Source organism: Xanthomonas sp. DAR 35659 (assembly GCF_041242975.1).
In the GTDB taxonomy this organism is placed as follows: Bacteria; Pseudomonadota; Gammaproteobacteria; order Xanthomonadales; family Xanthomonadaceae; genus Xanthomonas_A; species Xanthomonas_A medicagonis.
Window position 1 is genome coordinate 3,811,801 of record NZ_CP162488.1, and the last position, 18,097, is coordinate 3,829,897.

Here is an 18,097-nt window from a genome sequence, read left to right on the forward strand (position 1 = left end):
GCTTCACCGCCGCATCCGGCCATGCCTCAGGCCTCCTGCAACCCCGGCTTGCCGTGCGCGACGGCATAGCGCTTCCAACTGCGCAGTGCGCCATTCGGCTGCATCACCTGGTCCAGCGTCTTCATGTCGCCGATCCACGCATCGCGGGTCACGTCGCACAGCACGTAGCCGCGCTTGTCGGTGGTCGCCTTCAGGTGCGGACTGTGGCGCAAGGTGTTCTCGGCAATCGCATCCACGCCCAGGCCATCGGACCCGGAGGTGATCGAGGTCGCCAGGAATTCGCTGGAGACGATGCCCGATTCGGCGTTGTCCTGCACCAGGTCGCTGGCGTAATGGCGGTGCGCGTCGCCGCAGGTGGTGACCACGTTGCCGAAACCGACACGTTGGATGTGCGCGAGCAGGCGGCGGCGGCTGGACAGGTAGTCCGACCACTGGTCGTCGGACGCGATGAGTTGGCCGTCCTTCTCGCGCACGTAGTTGCCCAAGGCGACCTGGTGGGCGATGGTGTGCCAACGCGGCGCCGCATCGGCCAGCCCGTCGAACAGCCAGCGCTCCTGCGTCGCGCCCATGATGCTGCGCGCCGGCGATTCGATCTGCGCGCGCTGGCGCATGTCCTCCACCTGCTTGCTGCGGTACTGGCGGGTGTCCAGCAGATGCAGGTCCATCAGGCGGCCGTAGCGCGCACGCCGATACAGTTGCAGGTGGCCGTCGCGCGGAAACGAGGCGCGGCGCAACGGCATGTTCTCGTAGTACGCCTGGAAGGCCTGCGCGCGGCGCAGCAGGAACACCTCGCTGGGCGTGCCGTCCTGGTCTTCGGTCCCGGCCCAGTCGTTGTCCACCTCATGGTCGTCGAAGGTCACGAACCACGGCGCCGCCGCATGCGCGGCCTGCAGGTCGGGATCGCTCTTGTACTGCGCGTAGCGGCGCCGGTAGTCGTCCAGCGTGTAGATCTCCGGGCCGACGTGGTTGCGCAGGTTGGTGAACGGGCGGCCGTTCATCGTGCGCGGGCCGGGCCGCGCGGCACCTTCGTAGATGTAGTCCCCGTAGTGGAACACGAAATCCAGCGGCTCCTCGGCGATGCGCCGCCAGGCGGTGTAGTGGCCCTCCTCGTAGTGCTGGCAGCCGGCGACCGCGAAGCGCACGCGGTCCACCGCGGCGTCCGGCGCCGGCAAGGTGCAGGTGCGGCCGACCGGGCTGGCGTGGCCGCCGACGCTGAAGCGATACCAATACGGCCGGGCGGGCGCCAGGCCTTCCAGTTCCACATGCAGCGCATGGCCCAGCTCCGGGTGGGCCAGCGACGATCCCTGCCGCACCACCTGGGCGAAACGCTCGTCGGCGGCCACCTGCCACTCGACCACCATCGGCCTGGTCGGCATCCCGCCGCCGTACACCAGCGGCTCGGTCGCCAGCCGCGTCCACAGCACCACGCCGTCCGGCGACGGATCGCCGGAGGCCACGCCGAGGGTGAACGGCGTCGTCGCGAACCGCGGCGTGGCGAGCAGGTTGCGCGGGATCAACGCCTTGGCGTCGTTCTCCGCCGCCAGCACGGAGGCGGCGCCCATCCAGGCGCCGAACGCGGACAAGCCGGACAAGGCAAGGAAGCGCCTGCGATTGAAGGTGTTCATGGCGATGCCCTCAGTTGTAGATGAGGTGGAAGTAGAAGAAGCGGCCGTAGTCGTCGATCTCGGTGCGGAAGCGCCCATCGGGACCGGTGCTGTAGGTCGGCTGCGTGTTGAACAGGTTCTTGGCTTCGTACTTCAGCGTCACGTGCTTGCCGATGCGATGGCTGAAGGCCAGGTTGAAGGTCATGTACGGGTCGTAGTACGAGTCCAGCCACTGCGTGTCGCCGAAGTCGACCAGCATGCGGCTGCGGTAGGTGCCGGACACGCGCAGTTGCGCGCCCTGCCACGGCATGCGCCAGATCAGCGAGCCGTTCAACGACCAGTCCGGCTGGTACAGCAGGCGGCCCAGGCGGCGCTCGCTGCCGTCGCTGATCCGGTAGTCGGTGCGCCCCTGCAGCCGGGTGGCGTTGAAGTACATGTCGAAGCGCTGCTGGCCCACGCGCAGGTTGCGGTTGGCGATGGCGAACTCCACGCCGCGCAGCGTGGAGGCGTCGGTGTTCATCGGTTGCGTCACCCGGTAGCGCACGTCGCCGATGGTCTCGAAGGTGGTGAGCGTGTAGATGTCGTCGCGGATGCGCTTGTCGAACAGCGCCACCGAGACCAGGCCGTTGTTGCCGTTGAAGTACAGGTCCCAGGCCAGGTCGAGGTTGGTGGCGCGGCGCGGCTTCAGTTCGGCGTTGCCCTGCTGGATGGTGCAGAAGTTCCCGCCCTGCCCGTCGTCGCCGCAGTTGGTACTGGTGGCCTGGGCGATGTTGCTCGGGGTCGGCCGCCCGAGCGTGCGGCTCGCCGAGAAACGCAGGCGCTGGTCCTCGTTGAGCTTGAGGGTGGCGTTCAACGACGGCAGCAGATTGTCGTAGCCGCCCCCGGTCTTGCGCAGGTCCGCGGTATAGGTCTTGCCGCCGTCGGCGCTGAACGGGCTGTACGCGTCGAAGCGGGTGTGGTCGTAACGCAGGCCCCCGATCAGCAGCAGGCGTTCCCAGGCGTAGTGTGCCGAGAGGTAGGCGTTGCCGATGTCCTCGACGTACTTGTAATCGCTGGTGACGTTGGCGTTCGGGTAGGCGGCGTTGTTGTCGCCCAGGGTCGGCGCCAGTTGCTCGCTCCACTTGCGGTTGTCGATCAACGGAAAGCCCGCCACGGTGCCGACCAGGGTCGAACCGGGATACAGGTAGTCGTTGAGCGTGGCACTGGTCTTGTAGTAATCGAACTCGATGTCCTGCCAGATCTTCAGGTGGCGGTACTCGGCGCCGGCGGCGAAACCGAAGCCGCGCGCGTCGGCCTCGATGTTGTGGGTGAAATCGACGCGCAGATCGTCGATGCTTTCCTGCGCATCGCGCGGCGAGGTGTAGGCCTGGGCCGGATTGAGCTTGAACGCCGAGGTGGTCAGCAGGCTCGGCGAGGACACCCCGACCGCGTTCGGAAAGCCGTGACTGTCGTTGGCATAGTCCACGAACAGGTTGCTCGGATAGGCGCGCACGCCCCAATAGACCTGGGTGTTGTCGAACGTCTCCTGGGTATGGCCGGCCCGCAGGGTGAGCCTGGACAGCTCGCCGGTGTCCCAGCTGACGTTGGCGATGGCGCCGCGGTTGTTGCGGTCCCAGCGATCGTGCCGGTTCTTGATGTAGATGCTGTTGATCTGGGTGGTGCCGCCGTCCTCGGTCTGGTTGCGGATCGGGAACTTGGCGTTGCCGTACAGGTCGGTCTTGTTCATCGTCGAGTTCTCGTAGAACCGGTACGAGTACAGCAGCAGCGAGGCGTAGAACGGTTCGTCCGACGGTTTCCACTCCAGCTTGGCCGAGCCGCCGAAGTTGGTGATGTAGTTGGTGTAGGTGCCGGTGCTGTAGTTGCCCGGCGCACGCAGGCCGTTCCAGCCGGCGGCCTCGCTGGGTTCGGTGGTGCCGTCGGTCAGGTACTTGCCGGCATCGTTGAAGTAGTAGTTGGATTCGACCCAGCGCTTGATGCTGTTGCGCGAGCGCTGTTCGTAGCGCGCCACCGCCACGATGCCGAACTGCTGGTCGGCGCCGAACTGGTCGGAGAACACCGCCTTGGCGCTCTTGCCGAAGTGGCCCAGGGTCTTGTGGTCGCCACCGGCGCTGCGGCCGACGTCGGTCTCGGCGGTGGAGTAGATGCCGGCCACGTCGGCGAACACGTACCGCCCCGAACGGTCGAAGGCGCTGCGGCTGACGATGTCGATCACCCCGCCGATGGCGTCGGGCGCCTGCTCGGCGCTGAAGCTCTTGTAGATGTCGGTGCGGGTGCCGATGTCGCTGGGGATCAACTGCAGGTTGTTCATGCGCTCGCCGGATCCGCTGCCGCCCACACTGGCGATGGCGATGCCGTCGATGGTGGTGTAGTTGAGGTTGGGCTGCACCCCGCGCACCGTCACGTAGCGCGGCTCGCCCGCATCCTCCACCGCGCTCACCCCGGGCGCGGCCATCAGGCTCTCGGCCAGCGTCTCGTCGCCGTAGCTGTCCATCTCGTCGTAGATCACCGAGTCCCGGATCACCGGCGAGGTCTTCTTCTGCTCGATCACCTCGTGCGCGGCGATCACCTTCACCGCATCCAGGGTGGGCGCGACCGGCGCCTCCTGCTCGCGCGGCGGCGGCGGCACGGCTGGCGCGGGCGCGTTGCGCGCCGGCGCCGGATCGATGGCGATGACGTTGCCGTCGACCACCGCGTAGTTCAAGCCGGTTCCGGCCAGCAGCGCATCGAGCGCCTGCTGGACGGTCGCCCCGGCCGGGACCGCTCCGCCGATGGGGACGGTGCCGGTCGGCGAGTACAGGAACTGCACGCCCGACTGCCGCGAGAGCTGTTCCAGCGCGCGGCCCAGCGGCTGCGCCGCGATCGGCGCGGCGACCCGGATCTGCAGTCCGTCCGGCGCGGCCGCATGCGCGTGCAAGAGCAGACCGGGAGAGAGGGCGAGGACGATCGACAGGGAGAGCTGCTTCCGCATTGCGGTTCCTTGGAGGAGAAGATGGCGGCGCCACGTCGCGGATCGACGGCGGCTTCTCCTAAGAAAGAGCGGGAAAGCGCGGAAATGGAGAACGCGGATTCGATGAATTTTTTCTGACAGCGCCGGCATGCGCCGCACTCAGCGACTGGAGACCCGCACGGTGTCGCCGTCGCGGCGCACTGCCAGGCGCGCATCGCGCTGCAGGAAGGCCTGCAATGCCGTGACGCGGTGCGCGTCCAGGCTGCCGGACAGGCGCACCGACGCGGCCGCCGCGTCCTCGACCACCACCTGCACCGCGTTGTGCCGATTGAACGCCGCGGCGACTTCGTCCAGGCGCTCATCGAGGAAGGAGACCTTGCGCTGCTGCCAGTCCAGCAGCATCGCCGCCGGCATGTCGAGCCGTTGCACCGCGCCGCCGCGTTCCACCAGCACCACCCGGCCCGCGTCGAGCTGCGCCAGGCGTCGCGCCGCGACCCCGCCACTCCACACCTCCACCTCGCCGGACATCACCCCGATGCGGATGCCCTGCAGCCGCCGCGACACGTCGAACACGGTGCCGATATCGCGAATCCGCAGCCCATCGACCTGCACCTGGAAGGGCCGCCGATCGGCGGCGATGTCGAAGCTGGCTTCGCCTCGCAACAACTCGACATGACGCGCCCACCAGCCCATGCGCACGCGCACGACGCTGTCGGCGTTGAGCCGCACTTGCGTGCCGTCGGACAACCGCAGTTCGCGCAATTGCCCGTGCCCGGACGCCAGCAATAGCGGCCGGGGTTGCAAGTGCGGCAGCGCCAGACCCAGCGCCAAGGCCAGGCAGGCCGCCGCTGCCGCCAGCGTCCAGCCGCGCCGGCCGCGACGCCCGCGAGGCGCGGCCGCGGCTGCGGCTGCGGCTGGCGCGGCGGAAAACAGCGGCACCACCTTGGCCGGGACGCCGCGCTCGGCGCGCGGCGCCTGGCCGGCGGTCGCGCCCGCGTCGGGTGCCGCGCCCAGCGCCGCGCCCACCTGGCGATGCAGGTGCAGGGCGCGCAAGTACTCGCGCACGTGCTCGGGCGAACCCTGCAGCCAGTCGAGGAACGCCACGCGCTGGGGTTCGCTCAACGGCCCCTGGCGGTGCAGCAGGAACCAGTGCGCCGCCTGCTCGGCCAGCGTGCCGTCGCCGCGGATCGGATCGGTGCTCATGCGTCCTCCCCTGCGCGCACCGCCTTGCGGCAGGCATCCAGTCCTCTGCCGATGTGCTTGCGCACCATGTGCACGGACACGTCCAGTTGCGCGCCGATCTGCGCGCACTCCAGGCCATCGCGATAGTGCAGTTCCATCATGCGGCGGGTCGCCGGCGGCAGCCTGGCGATGGCGCCGCGAATGTCGTTCCAGCGCTGCCGGCGTTCGAACCCGCCTTCCACATCCTCTTCGCTGCTGAGCACTTCGGCCAGCAGCTCGACGTCCTCCAGCGGCGGCAGCGACGCGCGCGAGCGCGCATGCTCGCGGGCCAGATTGGCCGCCACCGTGAACAGGTAGGCCTCGGGATTGGCGACCGCTTCGGCGTTCTCGCCGGTGCTACGCAACAGGCGCAGATAGACCTCCTGCGCCAGATCCTCGGCGTCCTCGGCATGCGAGCCACGGCGCAGGAAGAAGCCGCGCAGCAGGCGCCGCCGCAACTCGTAGCTCTTCTCCCAGATCCTGACGCTGCTCACCGCCAATCGACCGCACCGACCATCTAAACGGCCGATATTCCGGTTGCAAGATGACAGCACGATGGCATCGCGGCGCTGCCGCGTTGCGTACGGCGGTGCGCCGCAAGATGACAGCACGATGGCATCGCGGCGCTGCCGCGTTGCGTACGGCGGTGCGCGGCGCTGCGTCTAACCTACTGCGCCCCTATGCCGACGATGCGGTGCGCGCCAGCATTTCCAGCCGCCCGGGACAGATCGCGGACGAAGGGACAATCGCTCCATTCGCTGCGCACCGACCCGCACAAGTGCGCCTTCATCCCTTTCAGGATCGCGCGCATCCCATGACGGCCATCCCCCCTTCCCGTTCGCCTTGTTGGGCGAGCACTCACCCCGGGGAATCCGTATCGCGTCGATCCAACTCGAAGCTCACCACCGTCACGCACTTCGGCGATTCCCGGCGATCGGGAGTCACGGCAATGAACAGGCTCAGGGAAGGCCCCGCCGCCTTGTCGAACGAGATCCGCTGATCGTCGCCGAAGGTGGGCACGTAGACGCGAAAGCCTCTGGCTTCCAGCGGCGCCCTGATCGCGTCGTAGGCCAGGCATGCGTCCGGGGTCAGGGTCAACTCGACGATGTGGCCCGGATTGTTGGGAGACAGCTTCCAGACCGCCCAGGAGTAGCGGCCAGTGCCGACGCGCCCGCTGACGCCTCTCCGCTCCTGCTTGGCGTCCGGTGGCAGCGGCATGCCCAGCACCTGCTCCACCTTGCGCGGCTCGGAATCGCGATAGGTGCGGATGGCCCTGGCCATCGCGTCGACTTGCTGCAACAACTGACTGACGCCGAGTTCCGGACCCGGCGGAAGTTCGGAGTAACCATTCCACGTCGCAAGTGAAAGAAGCAAAGGCGTGGCCGCATCGACAATCGATTGAGCGATACGATCCTGCTCGCGCTGCACATCGGCGGAGGTCACGCTTTGCGCGGCATCCTGCTGCTGAGCATTCGACGGCGCCGCGCAAGCGGCAAATCCCAAGAACAGCATTGCCGCTGGAAGGGCTTTGGCGATTGCGGATCCCTGGCTCATGTACCCCATGGCCTACACCCGAGTCTCTGGAGCGAGCAGCTTATCTGCAATCTCCAGGCCCGGACCGAAGCAGGCTGCCGAAGCGCGCGATGCCGGTGCCACCGCGCGCTGCGGGCCTTGCCCGAAACGCTGCCCTCGTCCAGTCGCTGATGTTCCGGCGGCTCGGCCCAACCGTGGCGCCTAGGCGACGCCGACGCCAGCCTCCGTCGGCAGTCGATCCGCGCGGCGCCTGTAAGTCCGTGAAACCGCGCCACCCCGCCATGCCCCCTAGCGTGCATGGCGGCCTGGATCGCAAGCCGTCAGCGCAAACGCGAGAATGCACCGATCCCGGCGATCGCCAACCGCTCGGCGGGCACCGCCGTTTCGGCGAACGACAGCCGCAGGTAGCGGATCTGACGGACATCGGGGAAATTCACACGCTGGGTCGCAAGCGCGTAGGCGATGTTGGACAGTTCGCCGGCGCCGGCCGGCTGCCAGTGCTGGCCATCCTCGCTGGTTTCGGCGCGATAGCCCTTCGGCGGTGCGGCGCCGTTGAGCACGGCGCGCGACGGCGTGAGGCTGAAGCCGGCCACTTGTCGCAGCGCGCCGAGATCGATGGTCACCTGCGCGGGATGACCCGGCTTGGGCGCGGGCAGGAGCCAGACCGTGCTGGCATCGTCGTCGAGCAACGTCTCCGCCCCTGGCGCGCTGGCCTCGACGATGCGCCAGCCCGCGGTGGACACCACATCGGGCGCGTTCGCCGTCGGCCGAGCGACCGGCACGGGCGCCACCGCGCGAAACAACGCGAACTCGCTGATCGCCGGACACACCGGCGCCTCGAGCACGACCAGGCGCACCTGGCGCGCGGCGACCGGGCGATCCAGCCGCAGGATCCGCTGCGCGCCGATGCATTGTGCTTCGGCCAAGCGCCGCCACTGCCCATCGACCTGCGCTTCGATCGCGAAGCGGGTGACGCGCACGCCCAGCGGCAGGTATTCGCGCAGCCGGATCAGGTCGAAGCTGCGCAGCGCCGGCAGTTCCAGGGTCAGCGTCGGCGTGGTGACGTCGTCCGGCGTGGACCAGTAGCTGTCCGGCTGGCGGTCGAGCACGCGCGCCGGTTCGAACCCGGCGCCGCGCGACGCGCTGGCGCTGGCCTTGGCGCCCTTGGCCAGATCGATGGCGAAGCTGGCGCGGATCGCGTCGCCGAAGCTCTTCAACACCGCGACGTCATGGTCGGCGATGCGACCGCGCCGGTCGGGCGGAAGATTGAGATTCATGTTGGTGCCGCGCGCGACGGAGGTGTCGAAGTAGCGCACCAGGTTCTCCGGGCTGCGCACCTTGCCGTCTTCGTCGGCATGGTAGAACCAGCCTGGGCGGATCGAGGTGTTGGTTTCGGCCGGCCACCACAGCGCCCCGCCGCGCACGCCGGCATTTCCGTTTTCCTGGGTGTAAGGGGCATTGGGCATGGTCGGCCAGCACGGATCGCCGGCCACGCCATCCTCGTTGCCCACCCAGCGGATGTCGGCGCCGAGCGGATCGAAGGTGCAGGCCAGCGGCTGGTGCTGGTGGACCAGCGCAATCGTCCGCGGCCAGTCGTAGTAGGCGGGCGCATCGATCTTGCGCGATTCGCGCGCCCCGCCATAGTAGCCGTCGCCGCCATTGGCGCCGTCGAACCAGAACTCGAACAGCTCGCCGTAGCCCGTGCACAGTTCGACGATCTGCTTGCGGAAATAGTCGAGATAGCTGGGGCGGCCGTACTCGGCGTGGTTGCGATCCCAGGGCGAGAGATAGAGGCCGAAGGCCAGGCCCGCGCGTCGGCACGCCGCAGCCATTTCGCCGACGATGTCGCCCTTGCCGTTCTTGTAGGGAGAATTGCGAATGCAGTGTTCGGTCAGGCGCGTCGGCCAGAGACAGAAGCCATCGTGGTGCTTGGCGGTGAAAATGAGTCCTTTCAGGTTGCCGGCCTTGGCCGCGGCGACGATCTGGTCGGCGGAGAAATCGCTGGGATCGAACGTGCGCGGGTCTTCGTCGCCGTAGCCCCACTCCTTGTCGGTAAAGGTGTTCATCGCAAAATGCACGAACGCGTATTGCTCCCAGCGGTGCCAGCGCAGCTGTCGCGCGCTCGGCACGGCGCCCCACGGCGCCGGCCCGTTGCCACGCGGCGCGGCCACGAGCCGCGTGGCGGATGCGCCGAAGCTCGCGGCGACGGCCGCAACACCCGTGGCAAGAAAGGTACGACGATCGATCATTGGCGCCTCCGACTCTGCACGAGCTCGGATCTTAGCTTTTCCGACGGCGGAACAGCCCTGCTCCGAAGCACGGTCGCTCAAGGCGGAACCTCACACGTGTGCCGTTCCTTCGCGGCATGCTTGGAATGCGCTGCGCACTGTCGCCTCTCCCCGTTTCCGCGGACACTTTCCGCTGACGCCAGACGACTCGACTGCACTTGGTGCGGGCTCGGCATTGCACGTTCCGCGCACAGATCGGACATTCCTGGTCTCGCCGATGACCGCTCCGCGGATGCTCGTGGAAACGCGGCGACACCTGGAGTTCTGCAGCGGATCGACAGGTGCGCGGCGGGGCGCGGCTCCATGGCGGGCGCCGCGCCACCCTGTCATTTGCTGGCCGCCCCCGTCCATACTTGCCCACTGCGCGCTCTTCCGAATTTTCTAACTCTTTGAATCAGATGCAAAACCGAGAAAAATCCCAAGCCCCGGGCGGCGCGGTGGAGCACACCCCGCTGATGAAGCAGTTCTTCGCCGCCAAGTCCGAGTACCCGGACCTGCTGCTGTTCTTCCGCATGGGCGATTTCTACGAGCTGTTCTACGACGACGCGCGCAAGGCCGCGCGGCTACTGGACATCACCCTTACCCAGCGCGGCAGTTCCGGCGGCGCGCCGATCCCGATGGCCGGGGTGCCGGTGCATGCCTACGAAGGCTATCTGGCGCGGCTGGTGGCGCTGGGCGAGTCGGTGGCGATCTGCGAGCAGATCGGCGATCCGGCGCTGGCCAAGGGCCTGGTCGAGCGCAAGGTGGTGCGCATCGTCACCCCCGGCACGGTCACCGACGAGGCCTTGCTGGACGAGCGCCGCGACACCCTGCTGATGGCGATCGCGCGCAACAAGCACGGCTACGGCCTGGCCTGGGCCGACCTGGCCGGCGGCCGCTTCCTGGTCAACGAGGTGGACAGCGAGGATGCGCTGGAAGCGGAACTGGCGCGGCTGGAGCCGGCCGAACTGCTGGTGCCCGACGAGGACCAGTGGCCGGAATTCCTGCGCGAGCGCCGCGGCGTGCGCCGCCGGCCGCCGTGGCTGTTCGACGCCGACAGCGGCCGCCGCCAGTTGCTGGCGTTCTTCCAACTGCACGATCTGACCGGCTTCGGCATCGACGACAAGCCGCGCGCCACCGCCGCCGCCGGCGCCCTGCTCGGCTACGTGGAGGAAACCCAGAAGCAGCGCCTGCCGCACCTGACCGCGATCGCGATGGAGACCGCCGGCGAGGCGATCGCGATGAACGCGGCCACACGCCGCCATCTTGAATTGGATACGCGCGTCGACGGCGACACCCGCAACACGCTGCTCGGCGTGCTCGACAGCACGGTGACGCCGATGGGCGGGCGCCTGCTGCGGCGCTGGCTGCACCGTCCGCTGCGCCTGCGCGAGGTGCTGGTGCAGCGTCACCACGCGGTCGGCACGCTGATCGACCGCGGCGCCGACGCCGACCTGCGCGAGGCGTTCCGCGCACTCGGCGACGTCGAACGCATCCTCACGCGCGTCGCGCTGCGTTCGGCGCGTCCGCGCGACTTCTCCACCCTGCGCGACGGCCTGGGCCTGCTGCCGAAGGTGCGCGCGATCCTGGCGCCGCTGGATTCGCCGCGGCTGGCGGCGCTGGCCGCCGAACTGGGCCAGCACGACGAGATCGCGCACCTGCTGGCCTCGGCGATCGCCGAGCAGCCGCCGCTCAAGCTCAGCGACGGCGGCGTGATCGCCGCCGACTACGACGCCGAGCTGGACGAACTGCGCCGGCTCAGCACCCATGCCGACCAGTTCCTGATCGACCTGGAGGCGCGCGAGCGCGCCAGCAGCGGCATCGCCACGCTGAAGGTCGGCTACAACCGCGTGCACGGCTACTACATCGAGATCAGCAAGGGCCAGGCCGACAAGGCGCCGGTGCACTACAGCCGCCGCCAGACCCTGACCAACGCCGAGCGCTACATCACAGAGGAACTGAAGAACTTCGAGGACAAGGTGCTGTCGGCGCGCGAGCGCGCGCTGTCGCGCGAGAAGCTGCTCTACGAAGGGCTGCTGGACACGCTCGGCGAGCGCCTGGAGCCGCTCAAGCGCGCCGCCGCCGCGCTCAGCGAACTGGACGTGCTGGCCGGCTTCGCCGAACGCGCGCAGGCGCTGGACTGGACCCAGCCGGAGCTGGAAACCGGCGCCTGCCTGCGCATCGAACGCGGCCGCCACCCGGTGGTGGAAGCGGTGCGCGAGCAACCGTTCGAACCCAACGACCTGGACCTGCACCCGGATCGACGCATGCTGGTGATCACCGGCCCGAACATGGGCGGCAAATCGACCTACATGCGCCAGAACGCGCTGATCGTGCTGCTCGCGCACATCGGCAGCTACGTGCCGGCGCGGCGCGCGGTGATCGGCCCGATCGACCGCATCCTCACCCGCATCGGCGCCGGCGACGACCTGGCGCGCGGCCAGTCGACCTTCATGGTCGAAATGGCCGAGACCAGCTACATCCTGCACCACGCCACCGCGCAATCGCTGGTGCTGATGGACGAGATCGGCCGCGGCACCTCCACCTACGACGGCCTGGCCCTGGCCGACGCGGTGGCGCGCCATCTCGCCCACCACAACCGCTGCTACACGCTGTTCGCCACGCACTATTTCGAGCTGACCGCATTGGCCGACGAATCGGTCGAAGGCGGCCCCAGCGGCATCGCCAACGTGCACCTGGACGCGGTCGAGCACGGCGACAAACTGGTGTTCATGCATGCGGTCAAGGACGGCCCGGCCAACCGCAGCTTCGGCCTGCAGGTGGCGGCGCTGGCCGGCCTGCCCAAGGCCACGGTGGCGCAGGCGCGGCGGCGCCTGGCGGAACTGGAGCAACGCGGCGGCGAAAGCCACGCCTCGCAGATGGCGCCGCAGGCGCTGGACGCGCCGCAACAGTTCGGCCTATTCGCGGCCGCGTCCTCTGCCGCGCAGGACGCGCTGGCCGCCCTGGATCCGGACGAACTCACGCCCAAGCAGGCGCTGGAGGCGCTGTACCGGCTGAAGTCGCTGCTGTAGCACGGCCTGCGGCCTCAGGCCCTAAGCCCCTCTCCCACCGGGAGAGGGGTTGGGGTGAGGGTCCGGCGCGAAAGCGACTCGCGGAGTGTGGACGCACGAGGCTTCGCCCGTACCCTCATCCGCCCCTGCGGGGCACCTTCTCCCGAGGGGAGAAGGAAGAGCGTTAGCCCCTCTCCCCCCGGGAGAGGGGTTGGGGTGAGGGTCCGGCGCGAAAGCGACTCGCGGAGGTTGGGTGCACGAGGCTGCGCCCGTACCCTCATCCGCCCCTGCGGGGCACCTTCCCCCGAAAAGGGGGCCATGGTCCCGATGGGAGAAGGAACAGCCTTAGCCCCTCTCCCACCGGGAGAGGGATTGGGGTGAGTAATAGTCGGCGCAACAAACGCCTCCTGGATTCGCTAGGCGGCAGCCGGCGCCACACTCACCGGCATATCCGGATTCGGATGCGCAGCAACCAGCGCATCGTCCAGCGCCTTTGCCCGCACTGCAGCGGGGCGCGCGCCATGGTGCTGGACGAAGGCGATGAACGCCGGACGCGGCTCCAGCACGCCGATGCGCAGGTAGAAGCCGAGCACCCCGGTCGCATACAGGTCGGCCGCGCTGAAGCGATCGCCGGCCAGATGCGCGCGTCCGGCGATCGCCTGCTCCAGCGTGCGCAACAGGTCGGCCTCGTTGCCGTAGCCGGCACTGCGCGCCGGTGCCAGCGCCCCGGCTTCCTTGGCGGTGAGCAAGGCCTCGAACGGACCAGCCAGGAACGCCAGCCAGCGATAATAGTCGGCCCGTGCCGGCGAGCCCGACGGCGGCGCCAATTGCCGCTCCGGCACCAGATCGGCCAGGTAGGCGCAGATGGCCACGTTCTCGGTGACCACGGCGCTGCCGTGGGTCACCGCCGGCACCTTGCCCATCGGGTTGATCGCCAGGTACTCCGGCGTCTTCATGGTGGTGCCGTAATCGAGGATGACGTCCTCGTAGGGCAGGCCGGTTTCCTCCAGCATCCAGCGGGCCAGGCGGCCGCGCGACAGGGGGTGGGTGTAGAGCACGATCTTGGTGGACATGGCGGACTTCCGTGGTGAACAGCCTGCAGTCTGGCCGTGCCCTGCTGACAGCCGCTGTCAGGAGTCGCCGGCGTAGCCGGTCGCGGCGCGCCAGCGCTTGATCAGCAGATGCCGACGCGAGGGATAGCGCTCGCCGGCGTCGCCCAGCGCCAGCACCCGGTCGGCGCGGAAATGGCGAAAATCGCCGCGCAGTTCGCACCACGCCGCGATCATTCCGTAGCCGCCGAGGAAGGCCATGGCGAACGGCCAGATCCGCCGTTGCGACGCTACGCCGTCGGCGTCGGCATAGTCCATGTGCAGCACGTGTTCCAGGCGGATGCCGCGACGCAGGACCGGTAGCCACGGCGCCGGCGGTTGCGCGGGCGTGGCCGCCGGCACCATCAGCCCGCTGGTCTCCAGCGCCAGCCGCAACGGCGCCGGGAGCGTCGCTCCGATCCGGGCGATCGCCCGCTGCGCCGCCTGCGCCAGTTCCGGATCGGCCTGGCGCGCCACCCAGCGCGCGCCCAGGGTCAGCGCCTCCAGTTCGTCCTCGCTGAAATTCAGTTCGGGCAGCAGGAAGCCGGGGCGCAGCACATAGCCGATGCCGGGGTCGCCGAGGATGTCGGCGCCCTGCGCGCGCAGGGTCGCGATGTCGCGGTACAGCGTGCGCAGGCTGACGCCCAGCGCGCTGGCGAGGTGGGCGCCGGCCACCGGGCGGCGGCGCCCGCGCAATGCGTCCAGCAGGTGCAGCAGGCGGGTGGCGCGAATGGTCATCGCGACAGGATAGTGGGCTTTGCCGCGAACTGACCGACCACTGCGGCATCGCCGCGCCCGCGGCACGGCGGGCGGTCCGCGATCCGGTCCACGGTGCCGCAGCGGCAAGAATCGATGCGCGCGGTAGCCCGCCCGAAACCCGCGCACCTATACTCGCCGCAGCGCCCGCAGGCCGGCGGTCGCGATCGGACCAGCGCGCGCACGCGCCCAAGCACAAGGAAGCAGCAACGCCCATGTCCACTCGCCAGTACGCCACGGCGCCCACACCGACGCCGCACGCGGCCGTCGCCACCGGCATCGATACCGCCGCCCCCGGACGCGGCATCCGTTCCCATCGCATCGGCAGGCACTGAGGAGCCCGCGTGGAGATCTACCTGTTCGTCTGCGGCGTCATCGTCGGCGCCTTGATGCTGCATGTGTTCAAGCGCGGCGGCACGGCCGAATCGCGCCCGTCGCAGCCGGTTTCGGAACCGCAAGCGCCGCCCGTCCCCGAACCGCCGCCGCGCGACACGCCGGCCGAGCACGTGCAGCAGTTGCGCCAGCAGGTGGAAGCGCTGGACGAACAGATCCAGAGTCCGCCCGACCTGCTGCGGATCCCGCAATTCGCGCAAGGCGTGACCCTGCTGGCCAGCCAGGAGTTCTCCGACCAGGCGGTCCTCGATGCGCTCGCCAGCCCCGGCTACGTGCTGCCATCGATGGCAGCGGTGGCCTTGCCGCAGCGGCGCCGTACCGACCCGGAAGCGGTGCTGGAATTGCTGCCGCACCTGGGCTCGTATCCGCTCAACTTCGTGCTCGACTACCTGCAGACGCTGCCCGATGCCGATCACCTGCACGTCGTGCTGCGCCAGGCGCGGGACTGGTGGTGGGGGTTCGTGCCGTTCCGGCAGCGTCTGCGCGGCTATCTGCACTGGGCGGCGGGCAAGGCGGCAGCGGCGGCGGACCGCGCGGTGGACTTCGACGGCCTGGACGACGAGGCGCTGGGCAAGCTGACCGAGACCCTGGGCCAGTTCAAGGAGCCGGTGCTGGAGCCGTTTCTGCAGCGCGTGCACGACGCGCGCGCGCAGCGCCGCGAGCAACGCGTGCTGGGCGGCTTCGGCCGAGTGGTGACCGCGCTGCCATCGCGCCTGCGCCTGCGCCACCCGGCGCTGGACGCGGCCTTGCAGCGCGCCTACGAACAAGTGGCGGCCACGCCGCCGCAACCGGTGCTGCTGGTCGGCGAACACGGCGTCGGCAAGAGCGTGCTGATCGACCTGCTCAGCGAGCGCCTGCTGGCCGAGGGCTGGCGCGTGTTCGAGGCGTCGGCGGCGGAGATCCTCGCCGGGCAGAGCTACATCGGCGAACTGGAAGGCCGCATCCGCGAGATGCTGGCCGTGCTGCACCGCGAACGCGCGCTGTGGCGCGTGCCGGACTTCTACGACCTGCTGCACAAGGGCGCGCATTCGCGCGACCCGCGCGGCATCCTCGACCTGGTGCTGCCGGCGCTGGAGCGCGGCGAACTGCGCCTGATCGGCGAGATCACCCCGCGCCAGCTGGCGCAGCTGCAGGTGGCGCGGCCGGCCACCCGCTCGCGCTTCGAAGTGGTCGCGCTGGCGTCCCCCGCCGCCGCCGAACTGGCGCAGATCGGCACGGACTGGGCGCAGGCGCAGCGCGACACGCTGCACGGCGAGGTCATCGACGCGCGCGCCCTGGCCGAGGCCGAACGCATGGCCGCGCAGTACTTTCCCGAGCAGCACGAACCGGGCCGGTTGCTGCAACTGCTGGACGAGACCCTGCAGGCCGCCACCAGCGGCGCCGCGCCGCGCCTGCCACTGGACGACGACGCGCTGCTGCAGGCGGTGGCCAGGCGCAGCGGCCTGCCGCTGGAAGTGATCGACGATCGCCAGCGGCTGGAACTGGACGCGCTGCGCCGCTTCTTCCGCCAGCGCGTGCTCGGCCAGGACGAGGCGGTGGAAACCCTGCTCGACCGGATCGCCATGCTCAAGGCCGGGCTGGTCGACAGCCATCGCCCGATCGGCGTATTCCTGTTCGCCGGCCCCACCGGCACCGGCAAGACCGAACTGGCCAAGGCGCTGGGCGAACTGCTGTTCGGCACGCCCGAGCGCCTGCTGCGCCTGGACATGAGCGAGTTCCAGGGCGAGGACGCGCTGGCCCGGCTCACCGGCGACGACAGCGACGGCCAGCGCACGCTGATCGCGCGGATCCGCGAGCAGCCGTTCTCGGTGGTGCTGCTGGACGAGTTCGAGAAGGCCCACCCGAAGGTCTGGGACCTGTTCCTGCAGGTGTTCGACGACGCGCGGCTGAGCGACCGCAACGGCAATACCGCCGACTTCCGCCACAGCATCATCATCCTGACCAGCAACGTCGGCGCCACCCTCGCCCGCGGCGCGGCGCCCGGCTTCGCCACCGTCGCCGGCGGCTATTCGCGCAGCACGGTGGAGAAGGCGGTGTACGACACCTTCCGCCGCGAGTTCATCAACCGGCTCGACCGGGTGGTGCTGTTCAACCCGCTGGACCGTGCGCTGATGCGCGAGATCCTGCACAAGGAACTGGACCGCACGCTGACCCGGCGCGGCCTGCGCAACCGCGCCTGGGCGGTGGAATGGGAGCCGTCGGCGATCGAGTTCCTGCTCGACCGCGGCTTCACCCCGGACCTGGGCGCACGCCCGCTGCGCCGCGCGATCGAACAGCACCTGCTCGCGCCGCTGGCGCGCAGCATCGTCGAGCAGCGCGCGCCGGAGGGCGACCAGTTCCTGTTCGTGCGCGGCGCCGGCGATCGCCTGGACGTGCGCTTCATCGCCCCCGATGCTCCCGCGCCGGCAGCGGACGCGGAGCGCGACAGCGACGCCGATCCGGCCGCGTCGACCGACCTGCGCGACATCGTGTACGCGCCCAGCGCCAGCGATGCGGTCCTGGCGCGCCTGGACGCGGCACTGCATGCGCTGCACGAGACCCATGCCGCGAGCGCGTGGCGGCTGGCGCGGGACGCGGACTTCGCGCGCATGGGCGAATCCGATTTCTGGTCGCAACCCACGCGCTTCCAGGTGCTGGACCGGATCGAACGCCGCGACCGCATCGAAAGCGCGCTGGACAGCGCCGTGCGCATGCGCGCGCGGCTGCACGGCGCGCAGCGCGACGGCGAATTCGTCGCGCGCCTGGCGCAATTGCTGTGGCTGCTGCAACTGGCCAGCGCGACGCTGCAGGAGCAGCGCGCGCAGGACGCGCTGCTGGACCTGCGCATCGGCGCCAGCGAGCTGCACCGCCATCGCGCCGACGCGCGGCACTGGTGGCAGCAGCTGCTGCAGATGTATCTGGCCTGGGCCGCGCAACGCAACATGCGCGTGGACGTGCTGCAGCAGGATGCCGAACAGGGACGCGCCTGGCTGGCGATCGGCGGCTTCGGCGCGCTGGACCTGCTGCAGGCGGAGACCGGCCTGCACGTGCAGGAACAGGACGCCGACGATCCCGCCTTGCGCCGGCTCGCCGTGCAGGTCCGGGTCGCGCCGGATCTGCCCGGACAGCCGCGGCGTGCGCCGCATGGCGACGAGGAACTGCGGGTGTGCCGGCGCTACCGCGTCGCGCCGTCGCCGCTGGTGCGCGACAGCGTGCGCGGATGGCGCAGCGGGCGCCTGGAGCGCGTGCTGGGCGGCGATTTCGACGTGATGCCGCCGGCCTGAGCCAGGCGGGACTG

10 protein-coding genes are annotated in these 18,097 nt (G+C 69.6%); 2 read left to right on the forward strand and 8 right to left on the reverse strand.

The genetic code is table 11. The features are described from left to right. Nucleotides 1-26: 26 nt before the first annotated feature. From AB3X07_RS15920 to AB3X07_RS15945, 6 genes are all read right to left on the reverse strand, one after another. Nucleotides 27-1,625, reverse strand: a complete 1,599-nt coding sequence (locus tag AB3X07_RS15920; RefSeq protein ID WP_369939581.1) for an alkaline phosphatase D family protein — start codon at nt 1,623-1,625, stop codon at nt 27-29. A gap of 10 nt (nt 1,626-1,635) precedes the next feature. Beyond that, nucleotides 1,636-4,572: a TonB-dependent receptor gene (locus AB3X07_RS15925; protein WP_369939582.1), complete on the reverse strand. Its 2,937-nt coding sequence runs from the start codon at nt 4,570-4,572 to the stop codon at nt 1,636-1,638. Between the two features lie 138 nt (nt 4,573-4,710). Further along, nucleotides 4,711-5,754: a FecR family protein gene (locus AB3X07_RS15930; protein WP_369939583.1), complete on the reverse strand. Its 1,044-nt coding sequence runs from the start codon at nt 5,752-5,754 to the stop codon at nt 4,711-4,713. Further along, nucleotides 5,751-6,266 carry an RNA polymerase sigma factor gene (locus AB3X07_RS15935; protein ID WP_369939584.1) on the reverse strand — a complete coding sequence of 172 codons (516 nt, stop codon included), beginning with the start codon at nt 6,264-6,266 and terminating at the stop codon, nt 5,751-5,753. Before AB3X07_RS15935 ends, AB3X07_RS15930 begins: the two co-directional genes overlap by 4 nt. Before the next feature lie 364 nt (nt 6,267-6,630). Further along, the gene (locus AB3X07_RS15940; protein ID WP_369939585.1) at nt 6,631-7,326 is read right to left on the reverse strand and encodes a hypothetical protein; all 696 of its coding nucleotides are present in this window, start codon (nt 7,324-7,326) and stop codon (nt 6,631-6,633) included. Between the two features lie 299 nt (nt 7,327-7,625). Continuing rightward, complete coding sequence (locus AB3X07_RS15945; protein ID WP_369939586.1) at nt 7,626-9,554, reverse strand: alpha-L-fucosidase; 1,929 nt, start codon at nt 9,552-9,554, stop codon at nt 7,626-7,628. A gap of 437 nt (nt 9,555-9,991) precedes the next feature. On the opposite strand from AB3X07_RS15945, the gene mutS reads away from it, so the two are divergent. Further along, on the forward strand, nt 9,992-12,604 hold the full coding sequence (gene mutS / locus AB3X07_RS15950; protein ID WP_369939588.1) for a DNA mismatch repair protein MutS: 2,613 nt from the start codon (nt 9,992-9,994) through the stop codon (nt 12,602-12,604). Between the two features lie 395 nt (nt 12,605-12,999). Here mutS and AB3X07_RS15955 read toward each other — a convergent pair whose 3' ends face one another. Both AB3X07_RS15955 and AB3X07_RS15960 read right to left on the reverse strand, forming a co-directional pair. Continuing rightward, entirely contained in the window at nt 13,000-13,656 is a 657-nt protein-coding gene (locus AB3X07_RS15955) for a glutathione S-transferase family protein (RefSeq protein ID WP_369939590.1), read from the reverse strand. 57 nt (nt 13,657-13,713) lie between these two features. Further along, nucleotides 13,714-14,409: a helix-turn-helix transcriptional regulator gene (locus tag AB3X07_RS15960; protein ID WP_369939591.1), complete on the reverse strand. Its 696-nt coding sequence runs from the start codon at nt 14,407-14,409 to the stop codon at nt 13,714-13,716. A gap of 362 nt (nt 14,410-14,771) precedes the next feature. Here AB3X07_RS15960 and AB3X07_RS15965 point away from each other — a divergent pair, with 362 nt between their 5' ends. Continuing rightward, nucleotides 14,772-18,083, forward strand: a complete 3,312-nt coding sequence (locus AB3X07_RS15965) for an AAA family ATPase (RefSeq protein WP_369939592.1) — start codon at nt 14,772-14,774, stop codon at nt 18,081-18,083. Nucleotides 18,084-18,097: the final 14 nt, after the last annotated feature.

Bases quoted from the DNA above. Each gene is read 5' to 3' on its own strand.
- AB3X07_RS15920 (WP_369939581.1), bottom strand. From the start codon at position 1,625: ATGAACACCTTCAATCGCAGGCGCTTCCTTGCCTTGTCCGGCTTGTCC.
- AB3X07_RS15930 (WP_369939583.1), bottom strand. From the start codon at position 5,754: ATGAGCACCGATCCGATCCGCGGCGACGGCACGCTGGCCGAGCAGGCG.
- AB3X07_RS15945 (WP_369939586.1), bottom strand. From the start codon at position 9,554: ATGATCGATCGTCGTACCTTTCTTGCCACGGGTGTTGCGGCCGTCGCC.
- AB3X07_RS15940 (WP_369939585.1), bottom strand. From the start codon at position 7,326: ATGAGCCAGGGATCCGCAATCGCCAAAGCCCTTCCAGCGGCAATGCTG.
- AB3X07_RS15955 (WP_369939590.1), bottom strand. From the start codon at position 13,656: ATGTCCACCAAGATCGTGCTCTACACCCACCCCCTGTCGCGCGGCCGC.
- AB3X07_RS15925 (WP_369939582.1), bottom strand. From the start codon at position 4,572: ATGCGGAAGCAGCTCTCCCTGTCGATCGTCCTCGCCCTCTCTCCCGGT.
- AB3X07_RS15960 (WP_369939591.1), bottom strand. From the start codon at position 14,409: ATGACCATTCGCGCCACCCGCCTGCTGCACCTGCTGGACGCATTGCGC.
- mutS (WP_369939588.1), top strand. From the start codon at position 9,992: ATGCAAAACCGAGAAAAATCCCAAGCCCCGGGCGGCGCGGTGGAGCAC.